We start from the raw sequence: 18,562 nt of genomic DNA, 5'->3' as shown, positions 1-18,562 counted from the left end.
CTCAGACGGCCGCGACGGCCTTCGCCAGAAGGTCGCGCACCTCACCGGCGACCGCCGTCAGTTCGGCGTTGTCGATCGCCTGCATCGATGCCACCGGGTCGATGGCGCTGACCTCCACGCCGCCCTCGACTTCGCGCAAGATCACGTTGCAGGGCAGCATCGCGCCCACACGCGGCTCGATCCCGATGGCCTGATGCGCCATCTTCGGATTGCAGGCGCCGAGGATGCGATAGGCGGGCATCTCGGCATCGAGCTTGTTCTTCATCGTCGCCTTGACGTCGATCTCGGTCAGGACACCGAAGCCATGGTCCGCCAGCGCCTTGCGCGTGCGGGCGTCGACATCGTCGATACCGGTGTCCGGGATCATGCGATTGATTGTGTAAGCCATTGAGAAGTCCTTTCTCTTATTTTCGAAGATATTTGATCAGCGCCGCTATGGCCAAAACCACCAGCGCGAGGATCAGCAGGCCGAAGAGCCAGCCAAATCCCATTCCGAAACCCATTCCGGAGCCCATGTCGTTCCAGTTCATCATCTCATCCTCCTGATTTTCACCCGTAGGGTACGCCTTTGACCGGCCCTCACGACAACATGGGGCAGGACAGCTGGGGTCGGTTCCGGCACGTCGGGGCGCCCTGTCCGGACGCCCCACCTGGGTCAGGCTGATGCCGTGACCGCGAACTCGGTCATCATGCCGGTCGCAAGGTGCGGCATGTGATGGCAATGCAGCATCCAGCGCGCAGCCTCGCCGGCGTCGAGGGCGACATCGACCATCGCCATCGGCGGCACGTGAACCGTGTCGCGCAGGGCCCCGGCGACGCGGCGCCCGTTCAGGCCGACGACCTGGAACACATGCCCGTGCAGATGCATCGGGTGGGCCATCATCGACATGTTGTGGAACGACAGAACGACCCGCTCGCCGCTGCGCGCGATGATCGGCTGGTGCTGGCCCCAGACGGCGCCGTTGATCGTCCAGACATAGGGCTGCATCGAGCCGCCCAGCATCAGCATATGGCCGCGGTCCACCTGCCGGTCCGGCAAGGCATCGCGGGCGATGAGGCGCGCCTCCTGCGCAAGATCGGTGTCGAACGCGGGTGCCTCGGTTTCAGCCACGGCATCCAGGCGCCGGACCTCGGCACCCTGCGTGGCGAGGATCAGGCCGGTGCGCTCCCGCGCGCCTTCGCGCAGGGCGAGGATCGGCCAGGCGCCACCTTCGTTCGGCAGGTCGATCTCGATATCCAGCCGCTGGCCCATCGCCAGCCCGAACCGCGTACCCGGGACAGGCTGGACGGCGTGCCCGTCCACCGCGACCAGTCGCGCCTCGGCACCGCCGGTGTCGATCCAGAACACGGTCGCCGCTGCGGCGTTGATGACCCGGAGCCGGATGCGCCCGCCACGCTCGACCTGCACCACCTCGGGGTCCGACAGGGTCCGGTCGTTGGCGAGATAGGCGTCCCAGTCGTAATCGTTCAGGTCCATGGCCATGCCGCCCATCTGGCGGCCCATGCCCATCATCCCGCCCATACCGGACATGTTGCCCATCGGCATGCCGCCCATGGCGCCATGATTCATGCCCTGCATCGCCCCCATGCCTTCCATGGGCGCGCCTTGATCGGGCACTGCACCGGCGCCATGGTCTGCGCCGTGCCCGCCACCATGACCGCCGTTGATCTCCGCCAGAACCTCCTCGGGGGCCCTGAAGGAGAAGTCATGCAGGAACATCACGACCTCCTGCCGGTCGGCGGCGACGTCCTCGGCCGAGCGCACGATCAGCGGCGCGGCCAGCAGCTGCATTTCCTGGGTAGGTACGTGGCTGTGCATCCAGTGTGTGCCCGGCCGCGCCTCGAAATCATAGGATCGAGTCTCGCCCGCCGCGAGTAGCGGCATCGGCATGTCGGGCACACCATCCTGAGCATTTGGCGGAATCTGGCCGTGCCAGTGGATTATCGTGCCCACGTCGAGATCGTTGGTCAGATCGACACGGAACTTCTGGCCGGGGTCGAGGACAAGCCCCTGACCGCCGGGACCGGCAAGACCGAAGACCGTGGCCGCGCGCCCGTTAATGTCGAGCGTCCGGGTTGCAGCGGAGAGGCTGATTGGGGCCACGGTCTGCGCGAAGGCAAGACGGGGCATGTGCGCCGCACCAATGGCGGCAGCACTTGCGGCAAGAAAGCCGCGGCGCGATAGGGTGTTCATGGTCGTCTCCTCGGGACATCCGTCCCGTTCATCAATGCCGATGGGACGCCGCGGGCGTCGGCCCGGGCGCGATCAGAGGAGACGGAACTTGGGAGGTCGTTCGTTCAGTCCTGGCGGATGGCCGACGTGGCTTGCCTCGAACGGGAAGTCATGGCTGACGGGACCGTAGGCGTGTCCGGATTCTCCGACTGGCGATGTCAGGAAGGCCGAAAGACCTGCGCAGACGAACTCGCACATCCCGGCATCGGCCGATCCACAGTGCTGTTTACCTTCACAAACCGGCTGGGCAAGGCCGGGAGAGTGCATCATCTCGCCGACGTGGATCGCGTGCTCCGGACTAAATTTCATGTTCATGCGCGCCGCATGCACAGGGGCCACCGTTGTCACCACGGTGATCGCAAGTATGGCTAGCATGGAGACGAGACGGGCGATCATCATTCAAAGATAGGCATTGCTCACGAGAATGTCTATTGCCGTGGCGCGCCTCACCGCTGGCACAACGTGGTCTCGGCGGGACGCGACTGATATTTCGCAATGATCGGGGACAGACGTCTTGGGAAAAACTCTCCGAAATACTGTCGGGATCGGCCTGGTTGTCGGAGGCGTGATCCTCGCGATCTTTACCGGTTGGCATCATGCCGGTACCGCATCCAACTCCGTCGCGTCGGCAGAGGTCATCGCGCAAGGACGGCAGATCTATGCGGATCAGTGCGCCGCCTGCCACGGCGCTGATCTGGAGGGCCAGCCCGACTGGCGCACACAGCTTCCCTCCGGCCGATCGCCCGCACCGCCGCATGACGAGACCGGCCATACGTGGCACCATTCCGACGAGGTCCTCTTCCGCATCGTCAAGGAGGGCACCGCCGCCATCGTCGGTGGCGGATACGAGAGTGACATGCCCGGCTTCGCAGACGTGTTGAGCGACGCGGAGATCCGCGCCGTTCTCGACTTCATCAAGAGCACATGGCCGGAACGCGAACGGGCCTACCAGGAGAACGTGTCGCAGGCGAACTGACTCTCGCCTTGACCGCCGAGCTACCCTAGGCAGAGCGATCCAGATCGTCATGGCGATCATAATCAGGTTCTCGGTCAGGGAGAAGAAGCCGAGCGGCACGTTGCTCGATCCGCCGACCCGGCGCATCGCGCTTTTCGATGTAGACCGCCTTGAAGACCGAAACCGCACTCCGCTTTGGCCCAAGTGGAGGTACTTATCCTGCAGAATCGTGCCGATGACTGTGTCGCGGAAGCCATCCTCAAGCGATCCAGAGGCGCAGCGGCAGAAGTTTCGCGAAATCGCCGGCCCTTTTACAAGGTCCGCCCGTTCAAAGGCAGCCTGAAAGAGCATGCCAAATACCCCATCTATTCTAGTCGTTCTCGGCGGCGTTGGCCCCGCCCGGTGTTGCCGGGCGGGACTCGCGCGGGTTCAGTCGCCATTGCGGCGGCTGGGGCGGGACCAGATGAGGCTGTAGCCGTCGCCGTCCTCGTCGTCGAAGAGGTTGGCGTAGATCGGGGCGGTGAAGCTCGGATCGTCGAGCTTGAGGCCGAGATAGTCGCGGCCCTCGTTCGACTGCTTGGACCAGGCGGCCCCGATTTCGGCGCGGCCGACCAGGACGCGGTGGCTGGGAGCGTTCTCGCTGGTGTGGTTGGTTTCGGGGACGATGCGGACGTTCTTGGCCTGCACATTGAGGGTGACGATTTCGCCGGTGTATTCGTTGCCGGACTTCTTGAAGGTGCCGATGGTTGCCATGGTAGTTCTCCTTGATCGCTGGTTTCGAGCCCGCACCATTGCGGCCTCGATGGCGATCGGAGAGGCCGGAGGCGATCGACGGCGCATCGCGTGCGACCGCAGCGTCAGCGGAGGATGGCGATCCGGCGGGTTTCTTGTCTCGCGAGGAATGGCGGCGCAGCCGGCAGGGGAAGAAACCCGACGGGCGCCATTGTGCCATAGGCGATCGAGGCGCAGCCGGTCTTCGGCCAGATCAGCCCATTGAAGAGGCCGTTTGGAGCGGTCGGCTCTCGGGGATCGTTCAAGGAGACAGTGGCGACACCGTGCGCTCACTCTCTTGGCCGGCGAAGGGACACAAATCGTCTGCTGCCCTGCAGGCAGTTCGCTTCGTATCCGGCGCTGCCGCCGGATACGGTTCCACAAGCATCTCCCGTGCATCTCTGGCTGCGCCAGTCGGGACAGCTTATGCCATGCCGTCCGCAGGCGCCGATCCGGGACTGAAACTGAAGATCCGTCCCGCATACCGCATGTCCGACTCCCTCAGGCTTCGATATGGGGCGCGGTGGAAGAGCTTACCTCCCGTCCCTGCCTGCGATGGCGTTCAGACGCTGGCCGCAGTCTGCCCGCCAGGTCCGGTCGAGGCCATGGAGGTCACGCGAACGAAGGCTGTGATCCCGACCGCCACCGCGCCGATCACGGAGAAGATGGTCTGCCAGGTCTCCGATGGCATGAGATGTTTGACGATGCCGTGGGTGGCGTGGAAGCCGGCAATCGCCGCCGGCGCGACGAAGGCGAGCGCGGTGGCGAGTTTCAGCCACACGGGCCGGGCGAACAGGATGAGGTATTGCCCGATGCCGAACACAAGGGCCGCACCGACGAGTCCGACAAGGACGCTGCCGGGCAGGCCTGCGCCGGTCTGATAGGCCCACATTCCGGCCGCCACGCCACCGAGCGCAGGCAAGGCATAGGTGGCGAGCGTGAACAGCAGCCAGCAGATGGCGCCGATTGCAGCGATGGATCCGAGAATCGCAATAATCATGGTGGCGTCTCCGTAAGATGAGATTCAAACGGTCGCGCCTCCACCACCACCATGGCACAACTCAGAATAATACCACGCTCGCTGTTGAGCTGCGAGAGGAAGGTCTGCTCAGATCGTGAGGCCAGCATCCGCATGCTCTGGGATAGTCGGAAGCTCTGATCGTCCCCGCGCGATGTCAGGCTCGCGAACTGCGCATTCCGGCGAGTTTTTCTACTGAAGTTGCTGCCAAGAGTCGTGCGTATTCTTCGCTTTCCATCGGGACTAGTGCAATCCTTCCGTCCCGGTCGTGATGCAGGCCATAGCCATGCTTCTTCACCAGTGGCGAGGCGCGGAGGCAAGCCTTTGGCGTTGAGAAGAACGTGGCAGCGCTCACCGGACCCTTGCGCTCGTTCTCAACAGCGAGAAGCAATTCATCCGAAGTCATCTCGTAAGGAGCAGCGTTCAGCAGGGCGAATTGGCGTCCCGCAATTGTTCCAGGTTTCGCCGGAGGTGATGCCGCCGTCACGGGACAATCCGCCGATACGGTAATGAGGGTGTCATGATAATTTGTACTGTGCATCCGCATTTCCGCTCAGTGAAAAAGTAGGAACATATCAGACAAACAGACGGAGTCTTCGATTTCGAATGCAAGTATTGGCAAATTTGTCCGCCAAGCGTGCATAGGCCACGAATCATCCGAACCACCAAACCGGAATGCCGAGCTTGCGGGCCTTGTCGGCGAGGTTCTCCTGAATGCCAGTGCCAGGGAAGACCATGACCCCGATCGGCAGGACGTCAAGCATTTGGTCATTGCGCTTGAACGGTGCGGCGCGGCCGTGCTTCGTCCAGTCCGGCGCGAAACCAATCTGGGTGACATTGCGGTGATCGGCCCACCGGGCGGCAATCTTCTCGGCGCCTTTCGGCGATTTACCGTGCATCAGTACCATGTCGGGATGCTTGGCACGGACCTGGTCGAGCTTGTCCCAGATCAGCTTGTGATCATTGAAGTCGGCTCCACCTGAAACAGCGACCTTCGGCCCTGCGGGCAACAGCACTTCACGCTTGGCCCGTTTGCGCTCGGCGATGAAATCGCGACTGTCGATCATCGCCGACGTCAGTGCACGATGGTTCACCTGCGAGCCGGTGCGTGGCGACCAGGGGGAGCCGGTCGTGCGCAGATACAGTTCGGCGGCGCTGTCGCGGAAAACTTCCAGACTGTCGCGGCGTTGGATTAGGCCTTGTCCGGTCTCGATGAGGCGTTCCAGTTCGACCGCCTTGATTTCGGAGCCGTCCTGTTCGCGCTGCCCGCGCTTCTGCGCCTGTTCGTTGTCGTCGAGCTTGCGCTCAATCCGGTCGGCGGCACGGTGGAACATGTTGACGGTCGACCAGAGCAGATCGTCGAGTTCGCCATCGAGTGCCGTGTCAGCCATGGTTGCGATGAGGGCGTCGAAGATGTCGGAGACAGCGCCTGCGATAACGTTGTCCTCCGGGACGAGGCGCGGGTCCGGGCCGTGCCCGTCGTGGCGGTAGCCGTAGAGCTGCAGTTCGCTCAGTGCATGCTCGGTCGGAGAGGCTTGGTGGTGCGGCTCGAAGATATCGTCGTCTTCATGTGCCATGGTGATGCTCCCTTGTCGGTTGGCCGCGCCCGCCGCGGCCTTCATGGCGCCGGAAGACGGCGGGCGGTCCGGTCCTGCACCCGGGAGCGGCAGCGGACGGGCCGGAGCGTGAGCGGAGGATGGCGGAGGCCGGCGATTTTGCCTCGCGATGGAAAGCGGCCGAGAGGCCGCGCCGGAAAATCGTCGGCCGCAGCCGTTGCCGGACCGGCCCGCCTGCCGTCCGGTCGCCCTCTGAAGAAGGCCGGGGCGCGGCCCTCTGCGACATCGATGGGAGAGCCCGCGCGTGACGGCGGCGACACCGGCCCCGCCACGCCGTTTCCTGTTCAGGCCAACTGAGCGGTCTTCAGAAAGCGTGCGACATCCTGCGGGGCGAGTTGGACCCGAACCGATGCCGTGAGCGCATCCAGCCCGCGCATGCGCAGATCCTCGTTGAGATCGCCCAGCATCGGTGAGAGCGGCCGTGCCTCGATGCCGAGCGCATCTGCCCGTTGGACGAGGGTATCCCGCGCGCCGTCGCCCGCCGGATCGTCGTCGCGCACGATGTAGAGCCGGCGTAGCGTGTCCGGAAACAGGATGGCGGCGAGATGGGCTGCGGAGAGCGCGGCCGCCATCGGCATGTCGGGCAGGACGCATCGTAGCGACAGCATTGTCTCGATGCCTTCGCCGGCGGCCATGATCTCGCCCGCCCCGCCGAAGCGCACCGCATTGCCGAGGAGGTCGCCCATTGCCCGTCGCGGCGTGTCGATCGGCGCCTTGCCGAGCCTCGCCTCGCTAAACCCGTTCGGATCGAGCCAGGTACGATGTGCGCCCGTCTGGTGTCCATCGAGATCGGTGACGGAGGCGATCAGTGCCGGCCAGATCTCCGTCGGCGCATGCTCGTCGGACCGGTAATAGCAGCGCGGATGGAATCGCAACGCTTCGGTTCCGTGCAAAGCCGTAATGCCGCGATTACGGAAATACGATTCAGCAAGTGTGCCCGTGATCGGCCGAGCCATCGAAAACAGCCGCTTCGCTGCGAGTGGCGAACCCGTCGGTACGGGCGTCTTCCGTCGATATGATGATGCCGGTTCCGGTACCGCATGTGGCAGAGCGAGGAAGCGCCGTGCTTCGTCGGCAACGTCCTTGAATTCGACAAGGCCGCAGCTCTCGCGAATGACGTCTAGAAGATCGCCATGCTCGCCGGTGGCGGCATCGGTCCATTTGCCCACCGCGCCCTTGCCGGATCCCGGACCGACGAGGCGCACAAACATCGAGCGCCCTGGCGTATTGCGAACGTCGCCGACCATCCAGTAGCGGCCCTCGCGCCGTCCGGCAGACAGGTATTCGCGGCACACGGCCTCGGCCTGCTGGCCGAGACGGTGTGCGAGTTCGGATGCGTCGCGGGTCATCATGCAGCCTCCCGCTCGGCGACGCGCTCGATCGGAAAGCGCTCCAGAAGCCTGGCAAGGATCGCGGTGCCGGAGATGTCGGTCGGAACGAACAGGCGCAGCTTCCAGGAGATGATCTCGCCGAACAGGCCGTAGGTCTTGAGGCGGTCGCGCATGGTGTCGGTGAAGCCGGTGAGCTCGATGCGGTTCGCGCCCATGACGCGGGCGCGGCGAAGTTGCAGTCCCTCGACGAGGTCGAGGATCGTGCGGCCGTCCATCAGCGCGGCGAAGGCATCGTCCGGGGCGAGCGCCGTCGTACCGGTTGTGGTGGCGGTCGCGGCCCAGGCGGGCGAGACACGCCGGCCGATGATCCGCTCGCCGGTGTCGGTCTGCAGCCGGTAGACGCGCGTCGACTCGTTCGGCAGGCGCTTCCAGATCGGCAACAGGAGGCCGGCGACCATGTGGATGGTGCTGTCGGTGAACTCGGGCACCGAAGCGACCTCCGCCTCCCAGGCTTTGGTGAACGTGGCGCGATCTGCCTCCACCCAATGGGTATCGCCCATCATCGCAACGGGCACATTGGTCGTCTCCATCGGCTGGATCAGCCGCACACGCCGTTCGACCGAGCCGTCATCATTGATGAGGCTGGTGGTGGGTACGCGCACCGCCGCGCGCCCGGAGCGCTCGTTGACCAGCGACGCGGCGCGCGGATCGGCCAGATGGTCGAGCGCGTCATCGAGCGTGACCGGGCGGTTGCGCTCGCGCTGGGCAATGGTCAGCAGCGTCGTCACCGCGCCCGTCGCGGCATGGGTGTGGATGGCCTGGCGATCGAGAACGGTGAAGCGTTCGGCGCGCAGCGTCTCCAGTCCAACGTCATAGGTGCCGCTGGCGATTGCGCCTTCGATCCGCGCCGCGAGAAGCTGCTCGAAACGCGCGAACAGGATGTTCTGCAGATCGATGGTGAGCGCCAGGAGCCGGTTCAAAAAGGTGGTGATCGGCGGCAGCTCGTCCTTGATGCCATTGGCGTCGGTGAGCTTGAGGCCGGTCGACTCCTCGAAGGTCTGGAGCGAACAACCCTGGACCTTGCCCGCGACGATCAGGAGATAGAGCCGTCGCAGCGCGGCGCGCGCATAGGCGCTTTCGAGATTGTCCTCGGCGCGGAACAGGCCCTGACCGCCGGTCTGGCGCTGGCCGCGCGTGATGGCGCCCAGGGTATCGAGGCGGCGGGCGATCGTGGAGAGAAAGCGTTTCTCCGCCTTCACGTCAGTGGCGACCGGCCGGAAGAGCGGCGGCTGTGCCTGATTGGTGCGGTTGGTGCGCCCCAGGCCCTGGATCGCGGCGTCAGCTTTCCAGCCCGGCTCCAGCAGATTTTTGGCGTTTTGCGATCGATATCGAATCAGATTTTCGCTATCAACACAGCCGCTTAGCGAATCTGCTCGACTCGATATGTATCCTCACAGGCTTGATTGGAGGGTACGTTGGACAGCTTCGAAGTCAAGGTCGACGGCAGGATTTTCGATTTCGCCGTGGTGGTTCCGCTCTATGGCACCGCGGCGGCCAAGCGCCTCGCGTCTGCGTGGGAGCAGCAATTCATCGGCTGTACCGCGTCGACAACTGCGGGTTATTTTCGGGCGTTCGTCCGCTTTCTCCGCTGGGTGGCTCTGAGGGCCGAAATATGCGCAGAATCTGCAGAGGCCCTATTCTTCAATTCGATCCAGCTCGGGCGGTCAGAGCGCTTGACGAAAATGCTCATGTACGAGGTGGGCGAGGCTTGGGCGTCACGGTTACGCGACATCGAGTGCTTCGAAATCATCAACAACACCAACCTGCTTTCCAGGAAAGCTCTCCTCGAAGCCGTTGTCAGTTGCCTGCGGCGGCTGTCCCGCGCCGGCCTCTGGAGCGATCCCGGTAGATTTACACCCGTTGCCCGGGGGCAACTGACGGGACGGAACATTCCATCATTCGGCGAACTCAACAAGGTCGAACTGCCGACGGATCTACAAGGGTGGGTACGACCGAAATACGACCAGCTCGACTGGCGCGAAGTCATCCGTCTCAACGATGAACGACTTTATGCGCTGCGGGCAATCTGCGTGCGTACTCTGCGCGCCGGAATAGCCAAGTGGGAAACTGGTCAGGCTTTCACAGCAGCGCGGGATCTACCGACACCGCGGACACCAGAGGACCTCCTCCAGGATTTGAGCGCGCTTCACGTCCGAAGAGCCACGCTCTCCGACGAGAATCGTGCCAATGCCAGACAGCGAGGCATGGCCATCATGGTGCGCTATCTCGCGCTGGCGGAACCGCATCGACGGAGTTTCAACGACTGGAAGAATACGATGCTGGGCTGCCATGGCACGGCGCTCGGTGGCTGGACGGAAGCCGTCAGTCACGTTGAGGGCAACGTTCGGTTGCTGCTCGCTGCGCAAACCATCGTCATGATCGACACCGCATTCAATGTATCGACCTGTGACCGGCTCGCCGCAGATCCCTTCATCGGTGATATTCACCGGGGCAAAGTCCGGATCATCACCGTCGCCGCGGCAAAATTGCGCGCCCGTGGCGAAATCCAGGAAGGCACCCTTTGGGAAGGCGCCGACATTGACGTCCGCCACAACGACGGCGATCTCAGCGGTGCCGAAGCGATCCGCGCCTGGCAGAAGCTGTCGGAGCGCATTCGGGCAACGGCCCGATACCTCGAATTGCCCACTGCCGATAAGCTCTGGATCGTGCCTGGATATAAATCCGACCGCAACCGTATCGGTCCGATGACAACCGCTGCCATCGATCACCACTGGCAGGCGATGCTGGCCGAGAATTTCGAGCACCCCGTCATTGGCCGGCTACCGCTACGTCGCCAGATGATCCGGCCCACGGTCCTTCAACTGGAAGCGGCGCGCGCCAATTTCGAACATACGGTCGCGGCGCGATTGGCTCAGCACAAGAACTCAGCCACCACCATGCGGTATCTGAGCCGTCCGTGGTTCAAAGCCCTTCTTGCCTCAAAAATGCGGACATTCCTAGCCGCATTAGAAGCGGGCCTCATCGAACCCATCGAAGGAGCGGCCGATACCCTTGGAACATCGATGACGCACGAGAGCGCCTTGGACCACGCCAGAACCACGGGCCTGGGCTTTCTCTGCACGGCCCCCAAGACGTCCAACAACGAGGATACAGGACCCTGCATGGCCATCGACAAATGCGCGACTTGTCATTTCCGGCAGTTCCGGCCGAGCAACGATAGCATCCGGGCGCTTGTCCTTTTCCAACGATCTCTTGGCCGGCAGGAGGAAGCGTTCAAGGCGAACAATCCTGCAAGATGGGCCGAGGTCTGGCTGAATTTCCAGGCTCTCTGCGAAGTCATTCTTGATCGGTTGCGGTCCTCCCATCACCGTCGCGCTCTCAGGATGATGGAGGCCGAAGTCGATGCCGGCCTGACGGCGGGCACTGTGCGGGCCATCGAGTTATGGTGAGCCGGGTCCATCAACCGCCACGACACGCCCGCGAGGCAGGTGCTGCCGCCTTTTGCGAGTTCCTGCAAAACCCGAGGCCGCTCTGGCTCAAGGACGGCACTCTCGAGGATAATGCCTGGTTGGTTGAGCTCGACAACCCGACGATACGCCGGCACGCGAGCACGACGATCCGGTTCGACATCTTGATCGCACCAGACCGACGCCTGACGGACTACGCCGAATGGCGAGATCTCCTTACCGCCAAGAAATACGTCTATTACGCGCTTACCGGGCCGAATGCCTGGGTCCGCTCTGCCTCGACCATCCGGGAGGAATATGCGGGGTTCGTTGCATTCCTTCGTTGGCGCACCGCGTGTGGGCTTCCTGGCATGTCGGATCTGACACAGGCCTGGTTCGAGGAGTTTTGCGACAGCCTGAAGCACGCCGGCATGGAAGGACTGATCCGATCTGAAGCTGCGGCGCGAGAAGCCGTTAAAAGATGTCGTCATGCCGGCCGCGCTCCGCCTGTTCAACAAAGTGACCCGAATACTTTCTCCGTCGAAGCGGCCAGCAGGCTGGCCGGTTTCGAATATAGCAAACAGCTATCGGACAATGCGGCGAAGATTTTTGCTGATTGGGCCGTTGAGAACGGCCTCAAAATCACCCCCTGTCTTCATAACCGGGTAAACAATCGCAAGAGAGATCAGACATTCTGTGGGCAATCCTTAGATCGCTATATGCGCGTTTGGGAACGACTTGGCCGCCTCCAGGAAGAACTCACACATGATCCGATTGGATATAGACCATTCAACAGAAGGATCGACTCCGCCCGGTTAGCCAGGAAGCTCGGTGCACCGCTTTCCAAAACCCCGACCGCGCCGGCAACCCAAACCTGTTTTCTCATTGATCGCGCACTTCGATGGGTATTGTTTTACGCCGACGATCTGAAGACACTTGTCGATGACGTCCGTCATGCCGAGCGAGGGTTCAGGAACGAGCCTGGCAAATGGCGTCGTGCAAAACTGGTCCACGACATCTGGAACAGTCCGGCGCTCAAGCATGTGCGCGAGGATGGAGCACTGGGCATTCCCAGCATCGGCCATTTCGATGGCGCGGCTATCAACAATGTCACGACCAGCCTCCACCATATCTTCCTGCGCCTGCTTCCCACTGCGTGCGTGATCGTCATCGCGGCCTTCTCGGCAAGAAGGATCGAGGAAATTCTCAGCTTACGAGATGATTGCCTGGAGGATGATGGCGGTGAGCTTTGGCTCAAGACCTTCATCGCCAAAAGCGTCCGCGGTCGGGAGCGGATTCCGGCCCCGGCGGCGGTAGCAAAAGCCGTGGAGATATTGATGTGGCTGAGTGCAACCGCACGCAAGGAATCCGGATCACGGTGGCTGCTACAGTTACACAACCCATTCGCCAGGGCCCCGTCGGTCCAGACCCCCAACATCAGCCGCGGCTTGCTGGCCTTTGCCGAGGAGATGAAGGTGCCTGCGCTTCCCGACGGCACTTATTGGTCCTTCGCTCCACACCAGTTCCGTCGGTTTTTCGCGGTCGTCTATTATTATCGGTATCGGGACCGCTCGCTGACCGCCCTATCCCAATATCTTTGCCACTATGATCCGGACAGCACCCGTTCGTACATCACCGAAGCGCGGTTCGGAGGTTTCTTCAAGCTTGTCGACCATGCCCGAGCAGACCTTGAACAGGCCAGGCGTGCGCTTGCACGCGAAGACCTGAGGCTGCGAACATTCGAGGAGGTCGGCCTCGACTTCCGTCTCGAGATCTATCGTCGGGCACTCGATGGTCATGAGCAACTCAGCGGCAGGGCCGGGACAAGGATCCTGAACGACCTTCAACGTCTCAAGGCTGATTGGCAAGCACGCGCCGAGGTCGGCGACTACGGTGCAGACGGGCCGACATTCGATCGACTGCTCATTGAGTTTGCGGGGGCGCAAAGTCTGGAACCGAATGGCCAGGGCCATTCCTATTGCGCGTGTGGTAACTCGGAAAAGGACCTCAGCGTGGCGGGCTGTGTGATTGCGGCCCGAAGAAAGAATCCGGAGGCACAACGACGCCAAGGTCCCGATTTACGGTACGCTGAAGATCTGATCTGCGCCGGATGCCCGCACAATGTGCAGTTGGCCGAGAACAGGAGATACTGGGAAAAGGTGATAGAAAGCGCCAATAGCGCTTGCCTCATGTGCCCGGGAACAGTGCTGGCAGCCAGGATGGCCGAAAGACGGCAAGCGGCCGAAGATCACCTGGCCCGTTTCCATGGAGTCGATCAGAAATGAAACCATCTGCTGCCAGGGAATCCTTTCAGCGCAAAGTTGAATTGCTCGAATCCTGGGCTGCGAAGGGAGGCCTTCCGGAGGGAGAATATTGCCCACGCGGGCCAGCAGAACTTGCCCGTTGGGTCGATATGGAACGGGGGCTCACCGCCTGGTCGAATCCCAATTTGGCAGCTCCGGCCCCGTCCGGTCATTATCCAGAATTGCGCGCGCGTTTTGATACGGTTGCGGCCAAGCTCTTGAAACCCGTACAACGACCGGGCACGGAACTTCAGTCTCTGAAACGAGAGGTCCAGGCGCTCGCCCAGCAAATGGCTGTCCTCTCCAGCGAGCACCGACTTATGGGACAAGCTCTGACCCGTGAGCGACAGTTGAAGGAGATCGCCCAGGCCCAACTTGCGGAAGCGCGATCCGAGCTCGCCCGCATTGTGCCGATCCGATGAAGGCCAGCTTAGGCCGTACCAGGATCGTGCGGGCATCCGAAGACTTTGTGCTGCAAAAGCATCGTCTACCGCGATTCCCGCTCGTTCTCGATCCTGGCGGGGCGTTGGTCGAACCGATCTTCGACTATTTGCGCGCCCAGGCCGTTCAGCGCCATCTGGCGCCGGGAAGTATTGAAGATGAGGCTTATATTCTCTGCGCCTGGTGGGACTTCGTACTCGGGCAACCCGCGACGAGCAGCATAAGCCTCGACTCGATTGTCAGCTGGACAGGAACGGAACTCGAACGTCTGAGGCTCGGAAACCCGGGAGCCAGAACGCGTCGCCGCCTGTCGCGCTGCCTCGACGTAATCTCACGCTTCCATCGTTACCTGCTTCAGGAACACAGCTACTCGCAGGGCCATGAGGAATGGCGCGCGGCAAACTATGTTGCGCGTCTGGATGCCCGTTTATCTGACCCCAGCACAGGCAAGGTGACGTTCGGTTATAGCGCAAAAGCCAAAAACGGTGGCCGCCCGACGCCGTCGGATGATGCGGTCGAACAGGTGCTGGATGTGCTTTCCAGTCCGGATAATCCCTATCTCGCCGCGAGGAACTGGCTGATCGCACGCTGGATGCGAGACGTGGGCTTACGTCGTGCGGGCGTTGCCTCGTTGACGATCGAACGCTTGCGGGCGTCGCTGGTCGCCGAGGGCATTCTCGCGCCCAACGAACATTTTACGCGCGCAGGCACATCATCGAAATCTCGTACGGAGATGCGCGGCGCGGTGGAACGCTTCCGTCAGAGCGGCCGCACATTCGTCACCGCAGAGATCATAGAGAAGGGCGGAAAGACCCGCGAAATCAAGGTGCCGTTTCAACTACTCCACCAGACCCTCGACTTTATATGGTCGGAACGCGCCAAGGTGCAGTCTTCCGGGCCGGTGTTTCACGGATATTTGTGGCTGTCGCTGAAAACCAAAGATGGATTAACCGCCAAGGCAGTCGGAGATATCGTCAAGGATGCCTTCGTCGTGGCTGACGTTCGGGGTAGCGGCCATCGATTGCGTGCCTGCTTTGCGGAGGAAGTCGTCTTCCGGCTGTATGCATTGGCAAAGGGGAGTTCCGACATCCTGTTCGATGACCACCAGATCTTGATCGACGCCGCAGAAGAACTTGGGCATTCCGACTGGCGTAGCTTGCGATACTATCTCAACAGGGCGGCTCGAAACTATGCTGCTCTCAACCGCGCCGTCCGGCCCGCGACAAGTTGAGGATCTCCATAAGGCTCGCTCCCGCAACCCCCTGCACCCCAGAATTTGAAAGGCCATCGGCTGCTGCTGTGTTGGCTCCGGGCTACGCCCTCCGCCAACACAGCAGCAGCCGATCCCGGCCGTAAGTGTCGCGGCCAAGTCTCCCGTAACCGTCGACTCTGCGGCCGTACCGCGCTAAGGATATCCAACGAGGAATACGTCAAAAGCAGATAGTGCACGCGCAGCCGCCGGTTCTTCGCTGCGAGGTCGGCATGATAGGACCGCCCGGTGCCGCCGGCATCCGAGAAAACCAGGATACGCTTGGCGTCGTCCATGAAGGCCGTGGTCTCGGCGAGGTTGGCGGCGACGGCGCGGCCTTCCACGGCGAGGCGATCACCCTTGCGGACGATGCGGCGAGAGCGGCCAGTCACCTCGGCCACCTCATCGGTGCCGAAGCGCTGGACGATCTGGTCGAGCGCGCCGGGCACGGGCGGCAGCGAAGCAAGCTTTTCGATCAGCCGGTCGCGCCGGGCGACGGCCTCGCGGCTTTCGACGGGCTGGCCGTCGCGGAACACCGGCCGCGAGCACAGATTGCCTTCGCTGTCGGTGAAGGGCTCGTAGAGCTGCACCGGGAAGGAGTGCGCCAGATAGTCGAGCACATATTCGCGCGGCGTGATGTCGACCTGGACGTCGTTCCAGTCCTCGGTCGGGATCTCGGCGAGACGCCGTTCCATCAGGGCCTCGCCGGTCGAGACGATCTGGATGACGGCGGCATGGCCGGCGGCGAGGTCGGTGTTGATGGAAGCGATCAGCGACGGCGTTTTCATCGCCGTGATGAGGTGATTGAAGAAGCGCTGCTTGGCGCTTTCGAAGGCGGACCGCGCGGCGGATTTCGCCTGCGCATTCAGCGTGGCTCCACCGCTTTCTGGGCTGCCGGTGACATTGGTCGCCTGCATGGCGGCGTCGAGATGCCCATGAATGATCGCGAAGGCGCCAGCATAGGCGTCATAGATGCGGCGCTGCTCGTCGGTGAGCTGGTGCTCGAGCAGCTCATATTCGACGCCTTCGTAGGAGAGCGAGCGGGCCTGATAGAGGCCGAGCGCCTTCAAATCGCGCGCCAGCACCTCCATCGCCGCGACCCCGCCATCCTCGATCGCCTCGACGAATTCGGCGCGGGTGGCGAAGGGGAAATCCTCGCCGCCCCATAGGCCGAGCCGCTGGGCATAGGCGAGATTGTGGACCGCGGTGGCACCGGTCGCCGAGACATAGACCACGCGCGCATCGGGCAATGCGTGCTGCAGACGCAGCCCGGCACGGCCTTGTTGCGAGGCGGCCTGGTCGCCGCGTTCGCCCTTCGATCCGGCGGCGTTCTGCATGGCGTGGCTCTCGTCGAAAACGATCACTCCATCGAAGTCCTTGCCCAACCAATCGACGATCTGCCGGACCCGCGAAACCTTCGATCCGCGCTCGTCGGAGCGCAGCGTGGCGTAGGTTGTAAAAAGGATGCCCTGCGAGAGGCGGATCGGCGTGCCCTGGCGAAAGCGCGACAGCGGCGTGACCAGGAGTCGCTCCTGGCCGAGCGCCGTCCAGTCGCGCTGCGCGTCCTCGATCAGCTTGTCGGACTTGGAGACCCAGACGGCGCGGCGGCGGCCTTTGAGCCAGTTGTCGAGCAGGATGCCGGCGACCTGGCGGCCCTTGCCGGCGCCGGTGCCATCGCCGAGAAACCAGCCGCGCCGGAAGCGGACAGCGCCGTCCTGATCATCCGCGGCCGCGGTGACGACATCGCAGGTCTCATCGACGGTCCAGGCGCCGGCGAGGTGCTGACTGTGGGCTTCGCCTGCATAGATCACGCTTTCGAGCTGGGCGTCGGACAGAACGCCGGTCTCGACGAAATCTGCCGGCAGATGCGGACGATAGCTCGGCTTTGGCGGGGCGACCGAGGCCATGGCCGCGGATTGCACGAGCCTGGTCGGATGCGCCTGAGACCCGGGAATACGGATCGACTGAAGCGCGTATCTTTCATAAAGCGCATCTGTGAGCCGCGCGCCCAGCGGCGGTGTCCAGTCGATGGTCTCGTAGTCGAGCACTGCACCCTCCGGCGCGGACAGGATCGGCGCCCGCGTGGTATCGACCCGCCTGGAGATTGCTTCGTTCAGGAGAGCCGGGCGGTTCACATGCGGGGAGCCTGTCGGCAGCGCTACGGGCGAACGCGGCGGCACGAGCGCCTGGACCCAGGCGAGCATCGTGGCCGCATCGGCCGCGATACCCGGCGATTCGGGAAACACGGCCGGATCCTCGGCCGCGATCTTGTCGATCACCGTCAGTCGCGTGTCGATGGTCGTGCCGTGCCGCGCATAAACGGTGCCATCGATGGCGGCAGTGAAGACGACGCGGCCGTGCTCCTGCAGCCGGACGAAGGCGTCCCGCCATCTGGGCGCACCGGGCGCGAAGCTGGCGCCGGTGATGGCGACGAGCCGTCCGCCAGGCGCCAGGCGCGCCAGCGCCGAGGCGACATGGCGATAGGCGGCGTCGGCCATGCGTCCCGACACGTTTGCCATTGCCGAGAATGGCGGGTTCATCAGCACGACGCTGGGCACGATATTGGCGTCCAGATGGTCATCGATCTGGGCCGCGTCGAAGCGCGTAACGGATAGAGCCGGAAAGAGAGAAGACAGGAGGTCGCCGCGCGTCTGGGCGATTTCGTTGAGGCGGAGGGTGCCCCCGGCGATCTCGGCGAGAATGGCGAGCAGGCCGGTGCCGGCAGACGGCTCCAGCACAATGTCGTCGGCCGTGATGGCGGCGGCGGTCGCTGCGGCAAGGCCCAGCGCGAGCGGCGTCGAGAATTGCTGAAAGACTTCGCTCTCCTCGGAGCGGCGCGTGTGCGAGGGCAGAAGATCGGCGATCTTTGCGAGCAGCGGGAGCGCGGCGGCCGGAGACCCGGCTTTGCGCAAAAGCGCCTTTCCGTATTTACGCAGGAACAGGACCGCCGCGCCCTCACAGGCATCGTAAGCTGTCTTCCAGTCCCATACGCCATCGGTGTCGGAGCCGCCGAAGGCGGCGTCCATCGCGGTGCGCAGGGCCGGCGCATCGATGCGGCGACCCTGTTCGAGACGCGGCAGGAGAAGGCGGGCGGGCTCGGCCAGGACGGGCATGGAATTGACCGGGAAGAGCGGTTTGCCGGCGCTGGCGCGAGCCGCCGTTGAAGCGATCTGTGTCA

General features: G+C 63.2%; 14 protein-coding genes and 3 pseudogenes. 5 read left to right on the top strand and 12 right to left on the bottom strand.

Annotated elements, in window-relative coordinates; all coding sequences use genetic code 11:
- Nucleotide 1: 1 nt before the first annotated feature.
- From HK436_RS11430 to HK436_RS11420, 4 genes are all read right to left on the bottom strand, one after another.
- A complete protein-coding gene (locus HK436_RS11430) occupies nucleotides 2-388 on the bottom strand; it encodes a DUF302 domain-containing protein (RefSeq protein ID WP_173189737.1) in 387 nt (128 codons plus the stop codon).
- A 16-nt stretch (nucleotides 389-404) separates the two neighbouring features.
- Nucleotides 405-533 (bottom strand): hypothetical protein, encoded by a 129-nt coding sequence (locus tag HK436_RS32375; protein ID WP_280515606.1) that lies wholly within the window; start codon nucleotides 531-533, stop codon nucleotides 405-407.
- A gap of 122 nt (nucleotides 534-655) precedes the next feature.
- The gene (locus tag HK436_RS11425) at nucleotides 656-2,194 is read right to left on the bottom strand and encodes a multicopper oxidase family protein (protein WP_173189735.1); all 1,539 of its coding nucleotides are present in this window, start codon (nucleotides 2,192-2,194) and stop codon (nucleotides 656-658) included.
- A gap of 72 nt (nucleotides 2,195-2,266) precedes the next feature.
- Nucleotides 2,267-2,632, bottom strand: a complete 366-nt coding sequence (locus HK436_RS11420) for a hypothetical protein (protein WP_206680505.1) — start codon at nucleotides 2,630-2,632, stop codon at nucleotides 2,267-2,269.
- A 166-nt stretch (nucleotides 2,633-2,798) separates the two neighbouring features.
- On the opposite strand from HK436_RS11420, the gene HK436_RS11415 reads away from it, so the two are divergent.
- Nucleotides 2,799-3,209: a c-type cytochrome gene (locus HK436_RS11415; protein WP_372057504.1), complete on the top strand. Its 411-nt coding sequence runs from the start codon at nucleotides 2,799-2,801 to the stop codon at nucleotides 3,207-3,209.
- A 33-nt stretch (nucleotides 3,210-3,242) separates the two neighbouring features.
- On the opposite strand, the pseudogene HK436_RS31335 reads toward HK436_RS11415, so the two are convergent.
- The 7 genes and pseudogenes from HK436_RS31335 to HK436_RS11385 all read right to left on the bottom strand — a co-directional run.
- Nucleotides 3,243-3,375 (bottom strand): annotated as a pseudogene (locus HK436_RS31335) (glutaredoxin); the annotation flags it as partial.
- 242 nt (nucleotides 3,376-3,617) lie between these two features.
- Nucleotides 3,618-3,941: a DUF736 domain-containing protein gene (locus HK436_RS11410; protein ID WP_173189731.1), complete on the bottom strand. Its 324-nt coding sequence runs from the start codon at nucleotides 3,939-3,941 to the stop codon at nucleotides 3,618-3,620.
- A 580-nt stretch (nucleotides 3,942-4,521) separates the two neighbouring features.
- Nucleotides 4,522-4,959: a hypothetical protein gene (locus HK436_RS11405; protein WP_173189729.1), complete on the bottom strand. Its 438-nt coding sequence runs from the start codon at nucleotides 4,957-4,959 to the stop codon at nucleotides 4,522-4,524.
- Nucleotides 4,960-5,134: 175 nt separating this feature from the next.
- On the bottom strand, nucleotides 5,135-5,518 hold the full coding sequence (locus tag HK436_RS11400; protein WP_173189727.1) for a DUF6157 family protein: 384 nt from the start codon (nucleotides 5,516-5,518) through the stop codon (nucleotides 5,135-5,137).
- 112 nt (nucleotides 5,519-5,630) lie between these two features.
- Complete coding sequence (locus HK436_RS11395) at nucleotides 5,631-6,554, bottom strand: DUF2493 domain-containing protein (protein ID WP_173189725.1); 924 nt, start codon at nucleotides 6,552-6,554, stop codon at nucleotides 5,631-5,633.
- A 323-nt stretch (nucleotides 6,555-6,877) separates the two neighbouring features.
- Nucleotides 6,878-7,945 (bottom strand): DUF7146 domain-containing protein, encoded by a 1,068-nt coding sequence (locus tag HK436_RS11390; protein ID WP_173189724.1) that lies wholly within the window; start codon nucleotides 7,943-7,945, stop codon nucleotides 6,878-6,880.
- A pseudogene (locus HK436_RS11385) lies at nucleotides 7,942-9,375 on the bottom strand (strawberry notch C-terminal domain-containing protein); the annotation flags it as partial. The gene HK436_RS11390 and the pseudogene HK436_RS11385, both read right to left, overlap by 4 nt.
- Before the next feature lie 24 nt (nucleotides 9,376-9,399).
- Between HK436_RS11385 and HK436_RS11380 the strand changes: the two are divergent.
- The 4 genes from HK436_RS11380 to HK436_RS11365 all read left to right on the top strand — a co-directional run bounded on the left by HK436_RS11380 (nucleotide 9,400) and on the right by HK436_RS11365 (nucleotide 15,366).
- Nucleotides 9,400-11,394, top strand: a complete 1,995-nt coding sequence (locus HK436_RS11380; RefSeq protein WP_173186685.1) for a hypothetical protein — start codon at nucleotides 9,400-9,402, stop codon at nucleotides 11,392-11,394.
- Nucleotides 11,388-13,676: a site-specific integrase gene (locus tag HK436_RS11375; protein ID WP_037554237.1), complete on the top strand. Its 2,289-nt coding sequence runs from the start codon at nucleotides 11,388-11,390 to the stop codon at nucleotides 13,674-13,676. The genes HK436_RS11380 and HK436_RS11375 overlap by 7 nt, the downstream gene beginning before the upstream one ends.
- Nucleotides 13,673-14,116, top strand: a complete 444-nt coding sequence (locus tag HK436_RS11370) for a hypothetical protein (protein ID WP_152567572.1) — start codon at nucleotides 13,673-13,675, stop codon at nucleotides 14,114-14,116. The genes HK436_RS11375 and HK436_RS11370 overlap by 4 nt, the downstream gene beginning before the upstream one ends.
- Nucleotides 14,117-14,220: 104 nt before the next feature.
- On the top strand, nucleotides 14,221-15,366 hold the full coding sequence (locus tag HK436_RS11365) for a site-specific integrase (RefSeq protein WP_173186677.1): 1,146 nt from the start codon (nucleotides 14,221-14,223) through the stop codon (nucleotides 15,364-15,366).
- A 199-nt stretch (nucleotides 15,367-15,565) separates the two neighbouring features.
- On the opposite strand, the pseudogene HK436_RS11360 reads toward HK436_RS11365, so the two are convergent.
- A pseudogene (locus tag HK436_RS11360) lies at nucleotides 15,566-18,497 on the bottom strand (strawberry notch-like NTP hydrolase domain-containing protein); the annotation flags it as partial.
- Nucleotides 18,498-18,562: the final 65 nt, after the last annotated feature.

Origin of the sequence: Neoaquamicrobium sediminum, assembly GCF_013240295.1 — a bacterium.
Taxonomy (GTDB): domain Bacteria; phylum Pseudomonadota; class Alphaproteobacteria; order Rhizobiales; family Rhizobiaceae; genus Aerobium; species Aerobium sediminum.
Note: the sequence above shows the minus strand (reverse complement) of the source record. Positions and strands in the feature narration are given on the sequence as shown.